We start from the raw sequence: 19,042 nt of genomic DNA on the forward strand, positions 1-19,042 counted from the left end.
GCCCAGCACAGGTTCCTGACAACTTTCAGCCGGGATCTCCGCGCCGTTTGCGATGAACCACCCAGCCGAAGTCGACGAGACAGACGACGGCGAGTAGCAGCAGCAGGATTCCGAGCCACACGATGTCAGCTCGCAGTGCCAGCCAGCCGGCCACCGAGTTGAAGACGAGCCCGAACCCCGCCAGCCACAGGCGCAACGTCAGCGCGCTGCGCGGCGGCGCGGGAGGTGGCAGGTAGTCGCTCACGTCATCCGGTTTCCCGCAGCAACCCGGTCTCAACCCGCCTCAGCCGCCGCGGCGGTTTCGTCACGTAGGGGCTGACGAGGCGGACCAGGGCGAGGCCCACGGCGATGAGCGGGACCACCGCGGTGAGCACGGCGGCCGTGATGCCGGCCCGCACCACGTCCCTCGGCATCACGGCGACGCGGTCGACGACGAACGCGCGCCGCCCGGTGACCGACACGGCCGCGAGGATCACCAGGAACACGACCATGCTGAGCATCGCCCGTTGGACCGCGTGCTCGTAACCGGCGGCTTCTCCCGCGACCAGCACGGCGGACCACCCGGCGAGCGCGGGCAGCTGGCCCTGTTCGGTGGTGGCGGCCCAGCTCAGGCCGCCGGCCGTGGCGAGCCAGCCGAGGACGTCGGCGCGCTCCCGTGCCCAGAGGGACGCCGGATCGAGGGGAATGCCGGTCCAGGCCAGCAGACCGAGCGGGCTCGGCGGGTCGTCCGCGAGCTGACCGAGCACCCAGGCGAGTGTCCACGCGGACAGCGGCACCGCGACGACGAGCTGCCACCTGGGCCGGCGCACCACACAGCGGGCGAGCCGGACGATCTCCGCGCGCGTCATACGCCCACCTTGCCGTCACCTGGCGGTTCACGGAGAAACGTCACCCCAACGCTCACCCTGAAGGCCCTCGTCCGGGGCCGTCCGTCACGCAGCGCTATCCACGATCAGGCGGCGGGTTCTTCTCGCCCAGCAGCAGGCGGTGGCGCGGAAGCGGATCAAGCGCTCGAAGGGTTCGGCGTGGCCCAGCGCAGGCGTAACGAGAGGGACCAGCGCCGTTCACCGTGTCGATCACCGGTGCAGGCCAGGCGGGCCTGGAGGCGGCCCTGGCACACGAGGATGAGCTGCTGGTGCCGTCGACCCCGCACGAGCGCGATACTTTGGCCACACTGCGGCGGAAGGCGTACCTGCATCGCGCTGCTATGCGTGTAGATTAGACAGTCTGCGCTCACGCGACCCGGCGCGGGCAGGAATGGTCGATTCAGGATAAAACCTGACGTCGCACAGTATCGAGAAAAGAGGCAAGTTGTCAAGCCCCTCCGATGACCTCCAGCTCGCCGAAATGGAGCCGGAGCAGGAATACGTGGCCATGTTGTACGGCCGGCTCGACGACCTCCGCGAACAGACGTCGAAACGACTCGCACAATCGTTGCGACAAACCGGCGGCACGCACCAGATGCGGTCCGAGCGCGACACCTCCGTCGCGATGTACACCGATCAATTGGCTCAGTACAGCGCGGTCGAGAACGGCCTCGCGTTCGGCCGGCTCGATTTCCACAACGGTGACCGCTTCTACATCGGCCGAATCGGTCTCTTCGACGAGGACAAGGAATACGAGCCGCTGCTGATGGACTGGCGCGCGCCCGCCGCCAGGCCGTTCTACCTCGCCACCGCCGCCTCCCCCGACGGCGTGCGGCGGCGCAGGCACCTGCGGACCCGTTCGCGCAAGGTGATCGGCCTCGACGACGAGGTGCTCGACATCAACTCGGTCGAGCCGTCGCGCAACGAGGGCCTCACCGGCGAGGCGACGCTGCTGGCCGCGTTGAACGCCTCGCGCACCGGCCAGATGAGCGACATCGTCGCGACGATCCAGGCCGAGCAGGACATCATCATCCGGTCCGAGCTCAACGGCGTCGTCGTCGTGCAGGGCGGGCCCGGTACCGGCAAGACCGCGGTGGCCCTGCACCGAGCCGCATACCTGTTGTATACACACCGTCGGCAGCTGGCGAAACGCGGTGTCCTCGTCGTCGGCCCGAACACGACGTTCCTGCGGTACATCAGTCAGGTCCTCCCGTCCCTGGGTGAGACGGGCGTCCTGCTGTCCACGGTCGGCGAGCTCTACCCCGGCCTGACGGCGACCGGTCGCGAATCGCCGGAGGCGGCGGCGGTGAAGGGCCGTCTCCAGATGGCCGACGTGATCGCCGCGGCTGTGCGCGACCGCCAGGAGGCGCCGCCGTTCGTCGAGATCCGCTTCGACAACGACGTGCTGCGCCTGGACCGTCGCGCGATCTCCGAGGCACGGGGCAGGGCGCGCCGGACCCGCCGGCCGCACAACGAGGCGCGCCGCACGTTCGCCCGCGAGATCATCTCGACGCTGTCGGGCATGGTGGTCAACCGGCTGGGCGGTCACCTGCTCGACAAGGCCGACATCGACGACATCCGCCGCGAGCTGCGCGAGTCCGAGGAGGTGCAGGCCGCGATCTCGTCGCTGTGGCCGGTGCTGACGCCGTTCTCGTTGCTCTCGGAGCTCTACGCGAACCCGAAGCGCCGCAACCGGGCGATGTCGAAGTTCACCCGCGAGGAACGCGATCTGCTGCAGCGCGTCGGTGACGACTGGACGCCGGCGGACGTCCCGTTGCTCGACGAGGCCGCCGAACTGCTCGGCGAGGACGACACGGAGGCCAAGGCCCGCGCCGAACGCCAGCGCCGCCAGGCCATCGAGTACGCCCAGGGAGTTCTCGACATCCTCGACCTCGAGGACGACGCGGACCCCGACATCCTGATGGCCACCGACCTGATGGACGCGTACCGCCTGGCCGAGCGCCACGGCGTCGACCGCTACGAGACCGCGGCCGAACGCGCCGCCGCCGACCGCACCTGGACCTTCGGCCACGTCATCGTGGACGAGGCGCAGGAGCTCTCGGCGATGGCGTGGCGCACGCTGATGCGCCGCTGCCCCAGCAAGTCCATGACGGTGGTCGGCGACATCGCGCAGACCGGCGACATCGGCGGCGCCACCTCGTGGGGTTCCGTGCTGTCGCCGTACGTGCAGAACCGCTGGCGCCTGACCGAGCTGACGGTCAACTACCGCACGCCCGCCGAGATCATGGAGGTCGCCGCGGACGTGCTCGCCTCGGTGGACCCCGCCCTGGTGCCCCCGACGTCCGTGCGGGACACCGGTGTGGCGCCCTGGGTCGCCGCGGTGCCGTCGTTCGCCTCCGAGGTGCCGGCCCTGATCTCCCGCGAGGTCGCCGCCGTCGGCGACGGCAAGATCGCGGTGATCGTGCCGGCCGCCCTGCTGCCGTCCGTCGGTTCCGCCGTGTCGGCGTCGGTTCCCGGCTCCTCGGTGGGCAACGAGCTGGAGGAGGCGCAGGTCGTCGTGCTCGGCGTGACCGACGCGAAGGGCCTGGAGTTCGACTCGGTGGTCGTGGTCGACCCGGAGGGAATCCTCGCCGAGTCGCCGCGCGGCGCGTCCGACCTGTACGTGGCGCTCACCCGTGCCACCCAACGGCTCGGCGTCGTGCACGCGGGAACGCTGCCCGACATGTTGTCCCGCCTGAAGGACTGATCCTCCGGAGGTACCTCCTGCGCGGGTTCCGCGCAGGAGGTCTTCGTCGGCGTCCGGAATCAGCGCGCCAGCGCCAGTCCCAGAGCCGCCGCACTGACTCCCAGCGCCACGCTGACCACCACGTTCGCCAGGGCCAGCCGGTACTTCTCCGCCTCCAGCAGCTTCACCGTCTCGTAGCTGAACGTCGAGTACGTCGTGAGCCCACCGCAGAACCCGATCCCGAGCAGCGGCATCCACGAGGTCCCCGCCACGAACCCGATCAGGAAGCACCCGAGGACGTTCACCGTCAAAGTCCCCCAAGGGAAATCCGACGGATTGCGCGCCGACACGAGCCGGTCGAGCAGATACCGCACCGGAGCCCCGAGCGCGGCGCCGAGGAACACCGCGACGAGGGTCATCGCGTGACCCGCAATCCCAGAAACGCTGCCAGCACAGCGCAAACGGGCGTCGCCACCAGCGCGGCCCACGACCACGACACCGCGTACGACGAGAAGGTCGTGAAACCGCCCAGCAGCCCGACGCCGAAGAAGGCCCGCACCAACGGCCGCGGCACCAACCCCATCAGCACGCCGATCAGGAACGACCCCAGCACGTTGATGACGAACAGCCCCCACGCCCCCGGCACGAACACCGACAGGCCGTAGCGCGCCACGCCGCCGAGGCCACCGCCCAGCGACACCAGCGAGACGAAGGCCAGCGGACGGTCAGGCGGTGGGTTCGGCAAGGTGCTCGACCAGGTGGTCCAGGGCCTTCAGGGCGCGCACGACGTCCTCCCGTTCGGAGGTCTCCAGCTTGCCCAGCGCGGCACCGATCCGCTTCTCGTGCTCGCGCTGCCAGACGAGCAGCTGTTCGTGTCCACGGGGTGAGACGGATAGCCGGGCTACCCGCCTGTCCTTGGGGTCTCCGCCGCGCACGACGAGGCCCGAGTCGATCAGCTGGGACACCAGTCCCGACACGGTGTTGGGGGCGAGCCGCAACGCGGCGGCGAGGTCGCCGACCTTCATCGGCGGGCGTTCCGCGAGGGTCTGCAGCAGCTCTACCTGCGCCATCGGCAGGGATTCCCACGGCCAGTCGGCCCGGATGCTCGTCCGCAACGCCCGGCGCAGACGGGTGACGACGTCGGTGAGCGTGCGGGCTTCGTCTGACATGCGGAAATCTTAGTCAACCTCCCAGTCCCCACCCCTGCTCGTCGCCGACGAGGGCGCGAACCGGGTGCGGCCGCACGGCAATAGCTCTGTGTCGGATATAATCTGGGTACGATGAACTGGTTCGTCACGGAGTCACCCAGACCGGCATGGATCACGCGCCGGTCGTACGCGCCGTGGCTGGTGATCGCGACGGTCTGCTTCGGCGCGTTCATGGGGCAGCTCGACGCCTCGATCGTCACGCTGGCGTTCCCCGCGATGAGCGAGCACTTCCAGGCGAACCCCGAGTGGATCTCGCTGAGCTACCTGATCACCCTGGTGGCGTTGCTCGTCCCCATGGGCAGGATCGCGGACGTCGTCGGCCGCAAGATCGTCTACATCTACGGTTTCGCGCTGTTCACCGGCGCGTCCATCGCGTGCATGTACGCGCCGGGGTTCGACGCGCTCATCGCGGCCCGCGTGGCTCAGGCCGTCGGTGCCGCGATGTTGCAGGCCAACAGCGTCGCGCTGGTCACCACCGCGGTCGCGCCAGGGCAGCGGCGCAAGGCGCTCGGCATCCAGGCCGCGGCGCAGGCGACCGGGCTGGCTGCGGGGCCGTTGCTCGGCGGGTACCTCACCGAGAACTTCGGCTGGCAGGCCGTTTTCGCGATCAACGTGCCCATCGGCGTCGTCGCCATGATCGCGGGCCACTACCTGCTGCCCCGCACCAGAACCGCGCGGGACAGGGGAAAGCCGAGCTGGAGGGTGCTGCCGGGACTGGCCGGCGTGCTGCTCACCTACGCCGCGTTGTTCGCGCCGATGACGTTGCTGCCGTTCACGATGAAGCAACCCCTGGCACAGATCGGGTTCACGGTCGCGGCGCTGCCGCTGGGGTTCGCGGTCGCGGCGACGTTGCTCACCAGGTCCAGCGTCAGGACCGGTGCGCTGGTCGCGGCGATCGCGCTGCTTCTGCCTGTGCCGCAAATGTTCCAGCTGGTCGTCGCGGGCATCGGTCTCGGGATCATCGCGCCCGCCTGCACGAAACGGGTGATGAGCGCGCTGCCCGAGGCGTCGGCGGGCGTCGGGAGCGGGCTGGTCAACGTCGCGCGGGGACTCGGCACCGCGCTGGGCGTCGCCGTGGCCACGGCACTGATTCGCACCTTTCAGTGATCACTGTGGGAAGATCGCGCCCTGCCCCGCGTCGGTAGCCAGAAAGTGTGACTGGACAGATGAGCTGGGTTCCCGAAGGCCTCGACCAGCGCAAGCCCAGCGCTGCCCGCCTCTACGACTACCTGCTCGGCGGCGGGCACAACTTCGCGGCGGACCGGGAGCTGGCGAAGAAGTTCCTGCGGGCCCAGCCCAACGCCCGCACCATCGCGCGGCTGAACAGGGCGTTCCTGCGGCGGGCCGTGCTGTTCATGGCGGGAAGCGGTATCCGGCAGTTCCTCGACCTCGGCTCCGGCATCCCGACGGTCGGCAACGTACACGAGATCGCCCAGAAGGCCGCCCCGGACGCCCACGTCGTCTATGTGGACTTCGAGGAGGTCGCGGTCGCGCACAGCCGGCTCATCCTCGAGCAGAACCCGCGTGCCGTGATCATCCAGGAGGACATGTCCGACCCGGCCGCGGTGCTGACGGCGGCGCGGGAGAGCGGGCTCATCGACTTCTCGCAACCCGTCGGCCTGCTGACGGTGGGCGTCTTCCACTTCGTGCCACCGCAGGCCGGTCCCAAGGCGATCGTCGCGGCGTACCGCGACGCCGTGCCCGAGGGCAGCCACCTGGCGTTCTCGCAGTTCACCCAGGACCTGCAGCCCGGGGAGACGGCCGGCGCCGTCGAGGTCATGAAGGAGAGCCAGAACCCGATGTTCCCGCGCACGAAGGACGAGATCGAGGGGTTCTTCGGCGGGTTCGAACTCGTCGAGCCCGGCATCGTGCCGCTGCCGCTGTGGCGGCCGGACGGCCCGAACCTCGACGATCCGGACAAGGCGGGCATCTACGCGGCCGTGGGCCGGAAGGTGTAGTCCCGCCTGTCGCTGGTGGCCGTTGAGCGACGAGATCCGTACGCTCTGTAACAGGATGAAACCTCCAGAGCTCGCCGCCCGCTGGATGCACGCGCTGACGTCCACCGCGTACATCCCGCTGTCCCACGCGGAAATCGAGCAGATCCTGCTCGACTCGTTGGTGGAGCTGCGGGAGTCACCTGAGTCGGTTGCCTCGCGGTTGGTGTCACTGCACGCAACCGGCCCGGACTCGTTGCGTGCCACGATCGAGGTTCTCTCCCCCACCTTCGAACTACCTGTGCTGGCCCGGTTGAGCTCCGCGTACGCACAGGCCATGCGGATCGACGCGTTCGACCAGCAGGAGCAGATCAAGGTCGCGATCGTGCGCGCCAAACAGCGGGTCGAGCGCACGCTCAAGGTCAGCCAGGCGCGGTTCCAGCAGGTGTTCGACTCCGCCGCGCTGGGCATCGCGATCACGGACTTCGACGGCCGGTGCGTCGAGTCGAACGACGCGCTCGCCGGGATCGTCGGACTGGACTCGGGCGCCGGCCTGAAGGAACGCGACCTGACCGACTTCTTCCACCCCGACGACCTGGCGGCACTGAGCGCCTCGTACCGCAGGGTGCGCGACGGGCACGCCGACGGGTTCCGCGACCAGCGCAAACTGGTCCGCGCGGACGGTGAGCCGGTGTGGGTGCACCTCGCGGTGTCGGTGCTGCGCGACGCGGACGGCCGGCCCACGCACCACGTGACGATGGTCGAGGACACCAGCGAGCTGCACCTGTTGCAGCGCAACCTGGACCACCAGCTGCTGCACGACGCGCTCACCGGGTTGTCGAACCGCCAGCACTTCACCACACAGCTGGAACGCCAGCTCGACGGCGACCCGATCACGGTGTACCACCTGGGTTTGGACGCGTTCTCGGTCGTCAACAACGGCCTGGGCCACGACACCGGCGACAAGCTGCTCAAGATCGTCGCGAACCGCCTCGGCAAGCTCGCCCACGAGCGGAACGCGGTGCTGGCGCGGATCGGTGGCGACGAGTTCGCCCTGATGACGACCTCGGACAACGTCACCTCGACCGTCGAGGAGGTCCAGGAGGTGCTCGCCGAACCGGCCTTTGTGGACGATCGCGGCATCGCGCTGTCGGCCAGCATCGGCGTGGTGGACCGGCCGACGGCGTTCGCGACGGCCGCCGAACTGATGCGGTGCGCCAACTCCGCGCTGCGCCAGGCGAAAGCGCGCGGCAAGCGGCAGTGGGCCCTGCACGACCCGCACGACGACGCCCGCCGCCGCGGCAGGTACGCGCTGGCCGCGTCGATGCCGGGCGCGTGGGAGCACGGCGAGATCCAGATCGTCTACGCGCCGGTGCACGACCTGAAGACCCGCGAGGTGCTCGGCGCCGCCGCCCGCCTGCACTGGGACGGGCTGAGCCACCACGACACCATGACACTGGCCGACTCGACGGGCCTGTCACTGCCGATCGGCAGGTGGCTGCTGCGGGAGGCGTGCGCGCACGCCGCGCGGTGGGCCGAGGAGTCCGGCGACCAGGCCCCGACGCTGCACGTGGCGCTGGGCGCCCTGCACTCGCGCGACGAGGACCTGGTGGCCGACGTCAAGCGGGCGCTCGACGAGACGGGCCTGCCGCCGGAACGGCTGCGGATCGCGCTCGACATCTCGTCGGTGCTGGCCGGTGACGACAACGCGGCGGTGCTGCACGACAGCGGCATCGTCACGGCGCTCGACGGGTTCCGGGGCGGGCACGACGAACTGGCCGTGCTGACCGAGGTGCCGGTCCGCTCGGTGATCACCCGCGCGCCCGCGCCGGCCCCCGGCTCCCCGCTGCGCCAGGCGATGCGCGGCCTCGTCGCGACCGTGCACAGCTTCGGCGTGCGGTTCGGCGTCGACGAGACGCACACCCTCGCCGACGCGGACCACTGGAGAGCCGTCGGCGCGGACGGCGTGATCGGGCTGCTGCCCGCCCTGGCCGCGGCCGAGGTGACCGGCCTGTTCGCTACAACTGCTTCACCGCAGCCAGGAGCTTCGTGAGCGAGTCCTTCGCGTCACCGAACAGCAGCGTCGTCTTCGGGTTGTAGAGCAGCTCGTTGTCCACGCCGGCGAAGCCCGGCCGCATCGAGCGTTTCATGAACACCACGGACTTCGCGCGGTCCACGTCGAAGATCGGCATGCCGTAGATCGGGCTCGACGGCTCGTCGCGCGCACCGGGGTTCACCACGTCGTTCGCGCCGACCACCACGGCGACGTCGACCGACGTGATGCCGGGGTTGACGTCGTCGAGCTCCTTGAGCTGCTCGTACGGCACGTCCGCCTCGGCCAGCAACACGTTCATGTGCCCCGGCATGCGACCGGCGACGGGGTGAATTCCGTACGAGACCGTGACTCCACGCCGTTCGAGCTGCGCCACGAGCTCGCGCACGGCGTGCTGGGCCTGCGCGACGGCGAGCCCGTACCCCGGCACGACGACCACGTTGTTCGCGTACCCCAGCAGGATCGCGACGTCCTCGACCGTGCCCGACTTGACCGTGCGCTGCTCTTCCCCAGCCACGGCAACGGTGGTCGCCTTGAACGCGCCGAACAGGATGTTCGCGAGCGAGCGTCCCATCGCCTGCGCCATCAGCCGGGTCAGGATCGTGCCGGACGCGCCGACGAGCGTGCCGGCGACGATCAGCAGCGTGTTCGCCAGCACGTACCCGGACGCGGCCACCGCGAGGCCGGTGAAGGCGTTCAGCAACGAGATCGCGATCGGCACGTCCGCACCCCCGACCGGCAGCACGAACAACACACCGAGCGCGAGACCGACGACCGCCAGCAGCCACAGCAGGAACCCGTTCGGCACCGCCATCGTCAAGGCGCACAACGCGACCGACGAGACGGCGACGGCGATCGCCAGCTGCTGGCCCGCCGGCAGCAACACCGGCCGCGTGGTCATCAGCTCCTGCAGCTTGAGGAACGTGACCACCGAACCGGAGAAGCTGACCGAGCCGATGAGCACCGTCAGCACCGTCGCGAGCCGGAACAGGACGCCGCCGTCGGGCACCGCGAAGAACTCCGCCAGCGCCACCAGCGCCGCCGCCGCGCCACCGACGCCGTTGAACAGCGCCACCATCTGCGGGATCGCGGTCATCCTCACCGACCGCGCCGCCGGAATGCCCACGACGACACCGAGTGCCATGGCGACCAGGATCCACAGTCCGTTGTGGACGACGCCGTGCACGTACGCCGCGACGACGGCGACCACCATGCCGAACGCGCCGATGAAGTTGCCGTAGCGCGCGTACTTGGGCGAGCTCAAACCCTTCAGCGCCAGGATGAAGCACAGCGACGCGACGAGGTACATCAGCTGGACCGTCATTTCCGGAACATCTCCAGCATCCGGTCGGTCACCACGAACCCGCCGACGACGTTCACCGTGGCCAGGAAGACCGCGAGCAACCCGAGAACCAGCTCCAGCGTGCTCTCGGCGGATCCCGTGATCAGGATCGCGCCGACCAGGATCACGCCGTGGATGGCGTTCGCGCCGGACATCAGAGGTGTGTGCAGGATCGTGGACACCTTCGAGACCACCTCGAAGCCCACGAACACGGCCAGCACGAAGATCGTCAGCAGGTCGATCACGGCAACTCCTTGCGGATCTGACCGTCGTGGGTGAGACAGCAGCCGTCGAGCACCTCGTCGCCGAGGTTCGGCAGCACCGCCCCGTCGACGATCATCAGCTTGAGCAGGTTGACCACGTTGCGCGAGTACAGGCGGCTCGCGTGCACCGGCATGGACGACGGCAGGTTCAACGCGCCGTGCACCAGCACGTCACCGACCCAGATCTCCTTGCCAGGGACGGATCCGGCGTAGTTGCCGCCGGACTCCGCGGCCAGGTCGACCAGAACGCTGCCGGGCGCCATCGCCTTGAGCATGTCGGTCGTCACGAGCACCGGAGCCCTGCGGCCGGGAATCGCGGCCGTGGTGATCACGATGTCGGACGCCGCCACGTGCTCGCCGATGAGTTCTCGTTGGCGTTCCAGGAACTCCTCGGACTGCGCGGACGCGTAGACGCCCGACTGGGTCTCCAGGTCGAGCTCGACGAACTTCGCGCCGAGGCTGCGCACCTCCTCGCCCGCGGCCTTGCGGACGTCGTAGGCCTCGACGACGGCGCCGAGCCGGCGCGCGGTCGCGATCGCCTGCAGGCCCGCGACACCGGCGCCCAGCACGAGCACCTTGGCGGGCGGCACGGTGCCGGCCGCGGTGGTGAACATGGGCAGGAAGCGCGGCATTCGTTCGGCGGCGACCAGCACGGCCCGGTAGCCCGCCACCAGCGCCTGCGACGACAGGGCGTCCGCGCTCTGGGCACGCGTCACGCGGGGCAGCAGGTCGAAGCTGAACGACGTGACCCGGCGGTCGCGGTAGACCTCCAGCAGTTCCCGCTCGCCGCCGGGCTGCAGGAAGCTGATCGTGACGGCACCGGGTTTGAGCCGGGAGGCCTGGTCGATGGTCAACGGTTGCACGGACACCACGACGTCGGATTCCGGCGTCGGGTCCTCGGGCGTCACGGTGGCCCCGGCCGCCCGGTAGGCGGCGTCGGGGGCATGGGCATGACGCCCGGCACCTTCTTGCACGTGCACGGTCAGTCCAGCGTCGACCAACGACGACACCGTTTCCGGTACGCAGGCGACTCGGCGCTCGGCGGGCCGCGACTCTGCGGGGGTTCCCACTTTCACCGTACGCACGTTACGCGATCAAAGGTGACCTGAGCCACATCACAGTTGACATGTCCTGCGGGACGCATTCGGACTCCGGCGTCAGTGGTCCAACGGAGCCGGGATGGTTCGAGCGCACAACGCGCCGGCGACGGTATCCGGCTAAGGCGCGATGCCCGCGGTCGCTGGCCGAGCCGACACTGAACTACACGCGGCGCGGATTCCGGTTGCGTGCCGGTGCGCTGCAACTGGCGGGCGGGGTCGTGGAGAGGCCGGTGTGGTCGCGGGCGTTGGCCGCCGTGCCGTCGTCGGTGCGTGTGTACCGCGCTGACGGCACAAGACCTGTTCGCCCGCCGGACGAGCAGGCAGCCTGAGCCGGAAATCCCGGCAGCCCGTTACGGGGCAGGGAGCATTCAAAGTTGCCAGAGGACCGCACCGGCCAGGGTCAGGCACCCTGCCAGCCCGACCACGGGCACGACGCGCTTACCGAGCGTCCACGCGCTGGCGTTGGCGATCGCGTAGTAGAGCAGCACGCAGAACGAGCTGAACACGATCGCGCGCGTGACGTCGACGGTGAGCACCAAGCCGATGGCGACCAGGCCGGTGGCGATCTCGGCGGCGCGCAGGTCGGTCAGGAACCCGGGCAGCCTGCGGTCGCGCGCCATCGCCAGCGCGGTCCGGCTGACACCGAGTTGCAGTGACAGCAACGAACCCAGGGCGGCCAGGCACGCCGCGACCCGGATGACGGGGGCCAGCGTGGGTGACACGTCGGCGAGCGTCTTCACGGCCAGGTCACTGCCCAGGGCGTTCAGGGCCGTCACCGCCACGACCGCGTAGACGACCAGCGTGATCGCCAACGAGATGACCACGGCACGAGGGATCGTTCGCTGGGGTTCCTTGACCTCCTCTCCGAGGGTCGCAATGCGCGCGTAGCCGGCGAACGCGAAGAACAGGAGCGCGGCGGCGGGAAGGATGCCGGTCGGGAGGAAGTCCGCCGGCTCCGCCGCGTCCCGCGCTGTCACGGCCGTGCACGCGAGCACGAGCAACACGGTGATCACGATGATTCTGGTGACCAGCGCGGACTTCTGCACGCCGGTCAGGTTCAGCACGGTCAAGGCCACGATCGCCGCCACCGCAACGGGTTTGGGTGCGCCGACGTAGGTGCCGACCGTCAACGCCATCGCCGCACACGACGCCGTCTTGCCCAGCACGAACGCCCAGCCGGCCAGGTCGCCCCACACGCGCCCGAGCCGTTCGCGGCCGTAGACGTACGTGCCGCCGGACTGCGGGTACCGCGCGGCCAGCCAGGCGCTCGACAACGCGTTGCAGCAGGCGACGACGCCCGCGATGACGAGGCTGACGAGCAAGGCGGACCCGGCCGCCGCCGCGGCCGGGGCGAACGCCGCGAAAACGCCCGCGCCGATCATCGAGCCGAGCCCGACGAAGACGGCGTCGGTCAGGGTCAGACTTCGGGTGAGCTGCACCCGGTCAGTGTGCGACAGGGCACCCGGAAGGCTTGTCGGCGGGGAAGAAGTTCGGCAGCAGTTCACCCGAGTCGTAGTAGCGGTGGTACACCGGCGTCAGGCCGCCTGACACCGGCGGCACGATCCACGACCAGTCGGCGGGGCACGACCGTCCGGCGGCCTCCTCCTTCTCCAGGTGCGTCAGGAACCGCTTCGACTCCGTGTGGTGGTCCGTGATCGTGACGCCGGCCCGGGCGAACGAGTGCAGGACGGCGCGGTTGAGCTCCACCAGCGCTCGGTCGCGCCACAACGTCGCCTCCGACGACATGTCCAGGTTCATCCGCCTGGCGAGGTACGGCAGCAGGTCGTAGCGGTCGTGGTCGGCCAGGTTGCGGGCGCCGATCTCGGTGCCCATGTACCAGCCGTTGAACGGCGCCGACGGGTAGTCGATGCCGCCGATGCGCAGGCGCATGTCGCTGATCGCGGGAACGGCGTGCCACTTGACGCCGAGCGCCTCCAGCCACGGGAAGTCGGGGTGGGACAACGGGACTTCGAGCACCGCGTCGGCAGGGACGTCGACGAGTGCGAGGTCGTGGCCCGCGCAGGTGACCATCAGCGGCAGCACGTCGAACGGGCCGCGGGTGGCCGGCGGCCGCCAGCCTCGCTTCAGCGCGAGCTCCGTCAGCGCCAGGTTCCGCGCGTCGCCGAGCACACCGCCGTCGGCGCCGCGGTAGGCCGCGTAGCGGATGATCTGCTCGTTGAGGATCCGCGGGGCGTTCATGCCGGGCTCGGCCGGGGCGAAGACGGTGATGACGGGACGGATCTTGCCCTTGTTCGTGGCGACGCGGAGGTGCTCGACGCACTCGCGGGCCACGTCGGCGGGGGCCGATGTCTCCCGGAGGTCGCGCACCTTCAGGCTGCGCCAGTAGAGGCGGCCGATGCAGCGGGAGCTGTTGCGCCAGGCCACCCTGGCGCCGAAGGTCAGTTCGGCGGTCGTGTGGCGGTAGGTGCCGGTCGCGGCGATCTCCGCGTGCACCTCGGCGAGCCTGGCTTCGACGGGACCGAGTTCCGGGTGTTCGGCGTGGTGCCGGCGGACGAAGTCCTCTGCCTCGGGGATGTCGATCTCGCCGAGCTTCTCGACCTGCGCCGGGGGAAGCGCCGTGAGGGAACGGGGCATCACATCAGTCGGGACGGGGGTCATGGCGAGGCACCGTAGTTGCGCTTTCGCGGAGCCGGAACCGCCTGTCGCGCTACGCCGATTGGATCACTGGAGCGCGTCCGACACGCTCAGCGAGTACTTGATACCGCGACCGGGTGACGAAAGGTGGGACAAAGAGTGGTTTTCGACTGTTATCTGGCCGAGACCAAACATTGACCAGTGATTCAGTTCACCCGTGGATTCGACCCGTTCGAGTGAACTTGAGCAGGCACGTCCCAGGCCGTGAAGCGGGTCATCCCGCGAATCCCCAAGGAAGCCGGCAACGCGCGGAAGGCGAGGTCGCGCAGCGCGAGCGCGATCGGCGACCGCACCTCGATCCCGACCCGCCCCGCCATCCGCGACCCCTTCCACACCGACTGCGCGCGCGGCCTACGCAGAGCGTCGTACCGGGCGAGATCGCCATCGACGGCGGCCAGCGTCACGGCGTCCTCCAGCGCCATGCACGCTCCCTGACCCAGGTACGGCGTCATCGCGTGCGCCGCGTCGCCGAGCAACGCCACCCGTCCCTTCACGAACGTCGGCAGCAACGGCAGCTCATAGATGTCGTGCCGGATCACGTTCGCGGTCGAAGCGACGAGCGACGGCAGCGGGTCGTGCCAGTCCGCGAACAGCTCCACCGGGTCCAGCTCGGCCTGGGCGGGTGCCACCGCGGCGAGGTACCAGCAGACCCTGCCGTCCCCCAGCGGCAGGATCCCCGCCTCACCGCCGGGACCGAGTGTCTGCGTGATGGGCAGCTCGAAGGGCCCCGGCGCCACCCCTCGCCACGCCGTGGCCCCCGCGTACACCGGTCCCGGCGCGTCGGGCAGCAGCTCCGCGCGCAGGCGGCTGCCGATGCCGTCCGCCGCCACCACGAGGTCCGCGTCCAGGTCCTCAACGCTGGTCACCTCGACGTTGTTGAAGAGGATTCCGGACGGCAGCGCGCACAGCAGGACCGCGTGCAGGTCGGCGCGGTGCATCGCGACGACCTTCTCCTGGCCCACGTCGGGCAGGTGCACCAGCCAGCGGCCGTCGGACGACCGCACTCCGCCCGACACGCGCGGAGTGCCGAGCCTCCGAACCTCGTCGTCGACGCCCATCCACTCCAGCGCGCGCATCGCGTTCGGCATCACGCCGACGCCGGCCCCGATCTCGCCGAAAGCCGCCGCACGCTCGTAGACGACGACCTCCCAGCCGACGCGCCGCAACGACACCGCCGCCGCCAGTCCGCCGATGCCGCCGCCCACCACGATCGCCTTCATGGCGTCCTCCTCTACAGGTGTAGAGGACTCTACACCTGTAGACTACGGCTGTAGAGAGACAGGAACCACAGTGCGCAAAGACCTGATCACCGACGCCGCGATCCAGCTCGTGGCCGAGCAGGGCATGCGCGGCCTCACCCACCGCGCGGTCGACCGCCGGGCAGGTCTGCCCGAGGGCTCGACGAGTGCGTACTTCCGCACGCGCAAGGCGTTGGTCGAGGGGTTCGTGGAACGGCTCGCGGACCAGGAACGACTGGACATCGCGCCTGATCCCGACGACGTCGCGGGCAGCATCGCGAGGACACTCGACAGCTGGCTCGTCGAACGGAACCGGACCCTCGCCCGGTACGCCGCGATGCTGGAGGCCACCCACCACCCCGAGCTGAGGTCGATCCTCGCCCACTCCCCGCGCGAGCAGGCCACCGCGCTCGCGAAGGCGTTGGGACACGAGGATCCCGAGCGGTCCGCCACGCACTTCACGGCGTTCCTGGAGGGCCTGCTGTTCTACCGGCTCGTCGGCGGCGGCAGCACGACCGGGCCCGCGCCGGGCACCGAGGAGAGCCGGCGGGACCTGCGCGACGCCGTCGAAAAAGCGTTGCGACCGTAGGTACCGTGGGTTTCATGGGATTCGGGTACGGGGTCTTCTACCTCTGATCACGGACGTGTGCCACCGCGCAACACGTCCTGATTTCGCGTACCCAAAAGAGGATTCCCGTGCGTTCGCATGTTCATTTGACGACCCAAGATCTCACCAAGGGCTATGAGGCCGGGCCCGTCGTCGACGGCATCTCGCTGAAGGTCTCGGCCGGCCAGCGGCTCGGCGTCATCGGCGAGAACGGCCGCGGCAAGACCACCCTCCTCCGCCTGCTGGCCGACGACCTGGCGCCGGACCAGGGAACCGTCACGCGCCACGGCTCGTTGAGCCTGGTGCGCCAGGAAATGCCGTTCCACGAGGGCGAAACGGTGGGGGACCTGCTGTCCGAAGCGTTGCGCGAAAGCCGCCAAGCACTGTCCGAACTGGACAGTGCGGCGGAGCCGTTCGACGAGCAGCGCTACTCCGAGGCCCTGGCCCACGCCGAGGACATCGAGGCCTGGGACGCCGAGCGGCGTGCCGACATCGCGCTCAAGGCCCTCGACGCCGACCACGACCGGTCCGTGGAACTCCGGCGGCTCAGCGTGGGGCAACGCTACCGGGTCAGGCTCGCGTGCCTGCTCGCCGAACGCGCCGACGTCCTGCTGCTCGACGAACCGACCAACCACCTCGACGCGGGTGCGTTGTGCTTCCTGACCGAACGCCTCCAGCAGCACCACGGCGTCGTGGTGCTGGTGAGCCACGACCGCACGTTGCTGGACGACGTCTGCACCCAGTTGCTCGACCTCGACCCGTCGCCGGACGGCGAGGTGCACCTGCACGGCGGCGGCTACCGGGCGTTCAAGGAGGCCAAGCACGCCGAACGCCGCCGCTGGGAACAGCGGTTCGCCCAGGAGGAGGCCGAGCACGACGAGCTGGCCGAGAAGGTGGAACGGGCCCAGTCACGTCTGCGGGACGCCTGGCGCCCGCCGAAGGGCGCGTTCAAGCACAAGCGCAGCAGCCGCGCGGTGAACAAGATGCGCACTGTCGCGCGCAGGCTGGAAGAGCTCGACGACCACCGCGTCGACGCTCCCCCGCCGCCGTTGCGCTTCACCCCGCCGGACCTGGAGGCGAGCGGCGACCTGCTGCACGCCACCCCACTCGACGTACCCGGAAGGCTGCGCCTCACCGAGCCGATCTCGCTCAGCGCGGGCGAGAAACTGCTGATCACCGGACCGAACGGGGCCGGCAAGTCGACGCTGCTCAACGTGCTCGCCGGCCGTATCACGCCTGCTCACGGCACGGTGCACCACGTCGGCAGGGTCGCGCTCCTCGCGCAGGAGTCGTCGTTCGAGAACGAGGACGCCACCGCGGCACAGCTCTGTTCGCACGTGGAGAAACTCGGTCTGCTGAGCGGAAAAGACCTCGCGCGACCGGTCGGCCGCCTGTCCACTGGACAACGCAGGCGCCTGGAACTGGCGCTCCTGCTGAGCGGCGGCCCGCACGTGCTGCTGCTCGACGAACCGACCAACCACCTGTCGATCGCCCTGGTCGACGAACTGACGGAAGCGCTCCGCCAGACCCGTGCGGCGGTGGCCGTCGCGACCCACGACCGGCGGATGCGGACAGATTTCGGTGCGTGGCGGTCCGTGACCCTCAAATCACCTTCACGGAGTCATGAAACTTCTGTACCTTCGAAATAGGTCCTCTGCCGAGCACTGGGAGGTGTGCGAGATGACCGAACTGATCTCCGACGAACTACCCACCATGCGCCAGACCCCGTTCGACCCGCCCGCCGAGATCACCGCGATCCGCGAGCAGGCCCGCATCAGCAGGCTGAAGTTCGCCGACGGTCACCTCGGCTGGCTCGTCACGGGCCACCACCAGGTGCGTGAAGTCCTGGGGAGCCCCAAGTTCACGAACGACCCGGCCAAGCACCACCTGCTGGACCGCAGGTTCCAGGGTGAGGTGCCGGAGGAGGGCCGCAAGGTCGAGCCTGGCATGTTCCTCAGCCAGGACCCGCCGGACCACACCCGGCTGCGCAAGATGCTGCAGGGCCAGTTCACGGTCCGGCGGATGAACCAGCTGTCCGAGTGGATCGGCACCATCGTCGACGACCAGCTCAAGCACCTGCGGTCGCTCGACGGCAGGGCGGACCTCGTGAAGGAGTTCGCGCTGCCGGTGCCGTCACTGGTGATCTGCGCGCTGCTCGGCGTCGACTACGACGAGCGGCACAGGTTCCAGGAGGACACGACGAAGCTGCTGAGCCTGGACTCGACGTTCAAAGAGGCCATGGCGGCGATGGCGCGCATCCAGGAGTTCATGCGCGAGCTGATCGTCCGCAAGAAGGCCGACCCCGGCGACGACATGATCAGCGACCTGCTCGCCACCGGTGAACCGACCGACGAGGAGGCGTCGAACATGGCGCTGCTCCTGCTGTTGGCGGGCCACGAGACCACGGCGAACATGCTGGGCATCGGCACGTTCACGCTCCTTCAGCACCCGGACCAGCTCAAGATCCTGAAGGACGAGCCCGAGGTCATCGACAACGCCGTCGAGGAGCTGATGCGCTACCTGTCGATCATCCACTTCGGACCGGTCCGCACCGCGGCCGAGGACGTGGAGATCGACGGCCACCTGATCAGGGCGGGCGACACCGTGCTGATGCACGTGCCCACGGCCAACCGCGACCCGGAGAAGTTCCCCGGCAACCCCGAGGAGCTCGACCTCCGCCGCCCGGCCGGCGGCCACGTCGCGTTCGGCCACGGCATCCACCAGTGCCTGGGCCAGCAGCTGGCCCGCATCGAGATGCGGATCGCGTTCGCCAAGCTGTTCCAGGAGTTCCCCGACCTCCGGCTGGACGTGGAGGCCGAGGAGGTGCCGCTGCGCACCGACATGGGGATCTACGGGGTCCACTCGCTACCAGTAGCGTGGTCGGCATGAGGATTTCCGTCGACCAGTCGAAGTGCTGCGGTTCGGGGATGTGCGTGCTGACCGACCCGGACCTCTTCGACCAGAGCGAAGATGACGGCACGGTGGTGCTCCTGCAGGAGCACCCCGACGCCGAGCACGAGGCCACCGCGAAGGAGGCCGCGGGCCTCTGCCCGGCGGGGGCCATCACGATCAGCTGACCGTTGCGACCGC

General features: G+C 69.6%; 19 protein-coding genes. 8 read left to right on the forward strand and 11 right to left on the reverse strand.

What is annotated here, in order from left to right; translation table 11 throughout:
- Positions 1–25 precede the first annotated feature (25 nt).
- On the reverse strand, positions 26–244 hold the full coding sequence (locus tag ACRSBM_RS30690; RefSeq protein WP_434448638.1) for a DUF6343 family protein: 219 nt from the start codon (positions 242–244) through the stop codon (positions 26–28).
- Between the two features lies 1 nt (position 245).
- Positions 246–848 (reverse strand): hypothetical protein, encoded by a 603-nt coding sequence (locus ACRSBM_RS30695; protein ID WP_434448640.1) that lies wholly within the window; start codon positions 846–848, stop codon positions 246–248.
- Between the two features lie 463 nt (positions 849–1,311).
- Between ACRSBM_RS30695 and ACRSBM_RS30700 the strand changes: the two genes are divergently transcribed.
- On the forward strand, positions 1,312–3,573 hold the full coding sequence (locus ACRSBM_RS30700; RefSeq protein WP_434448642.1) for a HelD family protein: 2,262 nt from the start codon (positions 1,312–1,314) through the stop codon (positions 3,571–3,573).
- Positions 3,574–3,632: 59 nt separating this feature from the next.
- Here ACRSBM_RS30700 and crcB read toward each other — a convergent pair whose 3' ends face one another.
- The 3 genes from crcB to ACRSBM_RS30715 are packed head-to-tail and all read right to left on the reverse strand — an operon-like array spanning position 3,633 to position 4,721.
- The gene (gene crcB, locus ACRSBM_RS30705; RefSeq protein ID WP_434448644.1) at positions 3,633–3,971 is read right to left on the reverse strand and encodes a fluoride efflux transporter CrcB; all 339 of its coding nucleotides are present in this window, start codon (positions 3,969–3,971) and stop codon (positions 3,633–3,635) included.
- Positions 3,968–4,297 (reverse strand): fluoride efflux transporter FluC, encoded by a 330-nt coding sequence (locus ACRSBM_RS30710; protein ID WP_434448646.1) that lies wholly within the window; start codon positions 4,295–4,297, stop codon positions 3,968–3,970. Before ACRSBM_RS30710 ends, crcB begins: the two co-directional genes overlap by 4 nt.
- Entirely contained in the window at positions 4,278–4,721 is a 444-nt protein-coding gene (locus ACRSBM_RS30715) for a MarR family winged helix-turn-helix transcriptional regulator (RefSeq protein ID WP_434448647.1), read from the reverse strand. Before ACRSBM_RS30715 ends, ACRSBM_RS30710 begins: the two co-directional genes overlap by 20 nt.
- A gap of 111 nt (positions 4,722–4,832) precedes the next feature.
- On the opposite strand from ACRSBM_RS30715, the gene ACRSBM_RS30720 reads away from it, so the two are divergent.
- The 3 genes from ACRSBM_RS30720 to ACRSBM_RS30730 are packed head-to-tail and all read left to right on the forward strand — an operon-like array spanning position 4,833 to position 8,747.
- Positions 4,833–5,867 carry an MFS transporter gene (locus ACRSBM_RS30720; RefSeq protein ID WP_434448649.1) on the forward strand — a complete coding sequence of 345 codons (1,035 nt, stop codon included), beginning with the start codon at positions 4,833–4,835 and terminating at the stop codon, positions 5,865–5,867.
- 59 nt (positions 5,868–5,926) lie between these two features.
- Entirely contained in the window at positions 5,927–6,718 is a 792-nt protein-coding gene (locus tag ACRSBM_RS30725; protein WP_434448650.1) for an SAM-dependent methyltransferase, read from the forward strand.
- A gap of 55 nt (positions 6,719–6,773) precedes the next feature.
- A complete protein-coding gene (locus ACRSBM_RS30730; RefSeq protein WP_434448651.1) occupies positions 6,774–8,747 on the forward strand; it encodes a diguanylate cyclase domain-containing protein in 1,974 nt (657 codons plus the stop codon).
- Here the strand turns inward: ACRSBM_RS30730 and ACRSBM_RS30735 are convergent.
- The 6 genes from ACRSBM_RS30735 to ACRSBM_RS30760 form a co-directional block, all read right to left on the reverse strand.
- Positions 8,713–10,071 (reverse strand): NAD(P)(+) transhydrogenase (Re/Si-specific) subunit beta, encoded by a 1,359-nt coding sequence (locus ACRSBM_RS30735; protein ID WP_434448653.1) that lies wholly within the window; start codon positions 10,069–10,071, stop codon positions 8,713–8,715. The two genes, ACRSBM_RS30730 and ACRSBM_RS30735, sit on opposite strands and share 35 nt — an antisense overlap.
- A complete protein-coding gene (locus tag ACRSBM_RS30740) occupies positions 10,068–10,334 on the reverse strand; it encodes an NAD(P) transhydrogenase subunit alpha (RefSeq protein WP_045309221.1) in 267 nt (88 codons plus the stop codon). The genes ACRSBM_RS30735 and ACRSBM_RS30740 overlap by 4 nt, the downstream gene beginning before the upstream one ends.
- A complete protein-coding gene (locus ACRSBM_RS30745) occupies positions 10,331–11,428 on the reverse strand; it encodes an NAD(P) transhydrogenase subunit alpha (protein WP_434448656.1) in 1,098 nt (365 codons plus the stop codon). The genes ACRSBM_RS30740 and ACRSBM_RS30745 overlap by 4 nt, the downstream gene beginning before the upstream one ends.
- A gap of 392 nt (positions 11,429–11,820) precedes the next feature.
- The gene (locus ACRSBM_RS30750; protein ID WP_434448658.1) at positions 11,821–12,891 is read right to left on the reverse strand and encodes an APC family permease; all 1,071 of its coding nucleotides are present in this window, start codon (positions 12,889–12,891) and stop codon (positions 11,821–11,823) included.
- Positions 12,892–12,895: 4 nt separating this feature from the next.
- Complete coding sequence (locus ACRSBM_RS30755) at positions 12,896–14,071, reverse strand: nitric oxide synthase oxygenase (protein WP_434448660.1); 1,176 nt, start codon at positions 14,069–14,071, stop codon at positions 12,896–12,898.
- A gap of 182 nt (positions 14,072–14,253) precedes the next feature.
- On the reverse strand, positions 14,254–15,327 hold the full coding sequence (locus ACRSBM_RS30760) for an FAD-dependent monooxygenase (RefSeq protein WP_434448662.1): 1,074 nt from the start codon (positions 15,325–15,327) through the stop codon (positions 14,254–14,256).
- Between the two features lie 70 nt (positions 15,328–15,397).
- Between ACRSBM_RS30760 and ACRSBM_RS30765 the strand changes: the two genes are divergently transcribed.
- From ACRSBM_RS30765 to ACRSBM_RS30780, 4 genes are all read left to right on the forward strand, one after another.
- A complete protein-coding gene (locus ACRSBM_RS30765; RefSeq protein ID WP_434448664.1) occupies positions 15,398–15,934 on the forward strand; it encodes a TetR/AcrR family transcriptional regulator in 537 nt (178 codons plus the stop codon).
- 125 nt (positions 15,935–16,059) lie between these two features.
- A complete protein-coding gene (locus tag ACRSBM_RS30770; RefSeq protein ID WP_434448666.1) occupies positions 16,060–17,601 on the forward strand; it encodes an ATP-binding cassette domain-containing protein in 1,542 nt (513 codons plus the stop codon).
- 31 nt (positions 17,602–17,632) lie between these two features.
- Positions 17,633–18,841, forward strand: coding sequence for a cytochrome P450 (locus tag ACRSBM_RS30775; RefSeq protein WP_434448668.1), 1,209 nt, complete (start codon positions 17,633–17,635; stop codon positions 18,839–18,841).
- Positions 18,838–19,029 carry a ferredoxin gene (locus tag ACRSBM_RS30780; protein WP_434448670.1) on the forward strand — a complete coding sequence of 64 codons (192 nt, stop codon included), beginning with the start codon at positions 18,838–18,840 and terminating at the stop codon, positions 19,027–19,029. The genes ACRSBM_RS30775 and ACRSBM_RS30780 overlap by 4 nt, the downstream gene beginning before the upstream one ends.
- The last annotated feature ends 13 nt before the right edge of the window (positions 19,030–19,042 follow it).

Source organism: Lentzea xerophila (assembly GCF_051094245.1).
Taxonomy (GTDB): domain Bacteria; phylum Actinomycetota; class Actinomycetes; order Mycobacteriales; family Pseudonocardiaceae; genus Lentzea; species Lentzea xerophila.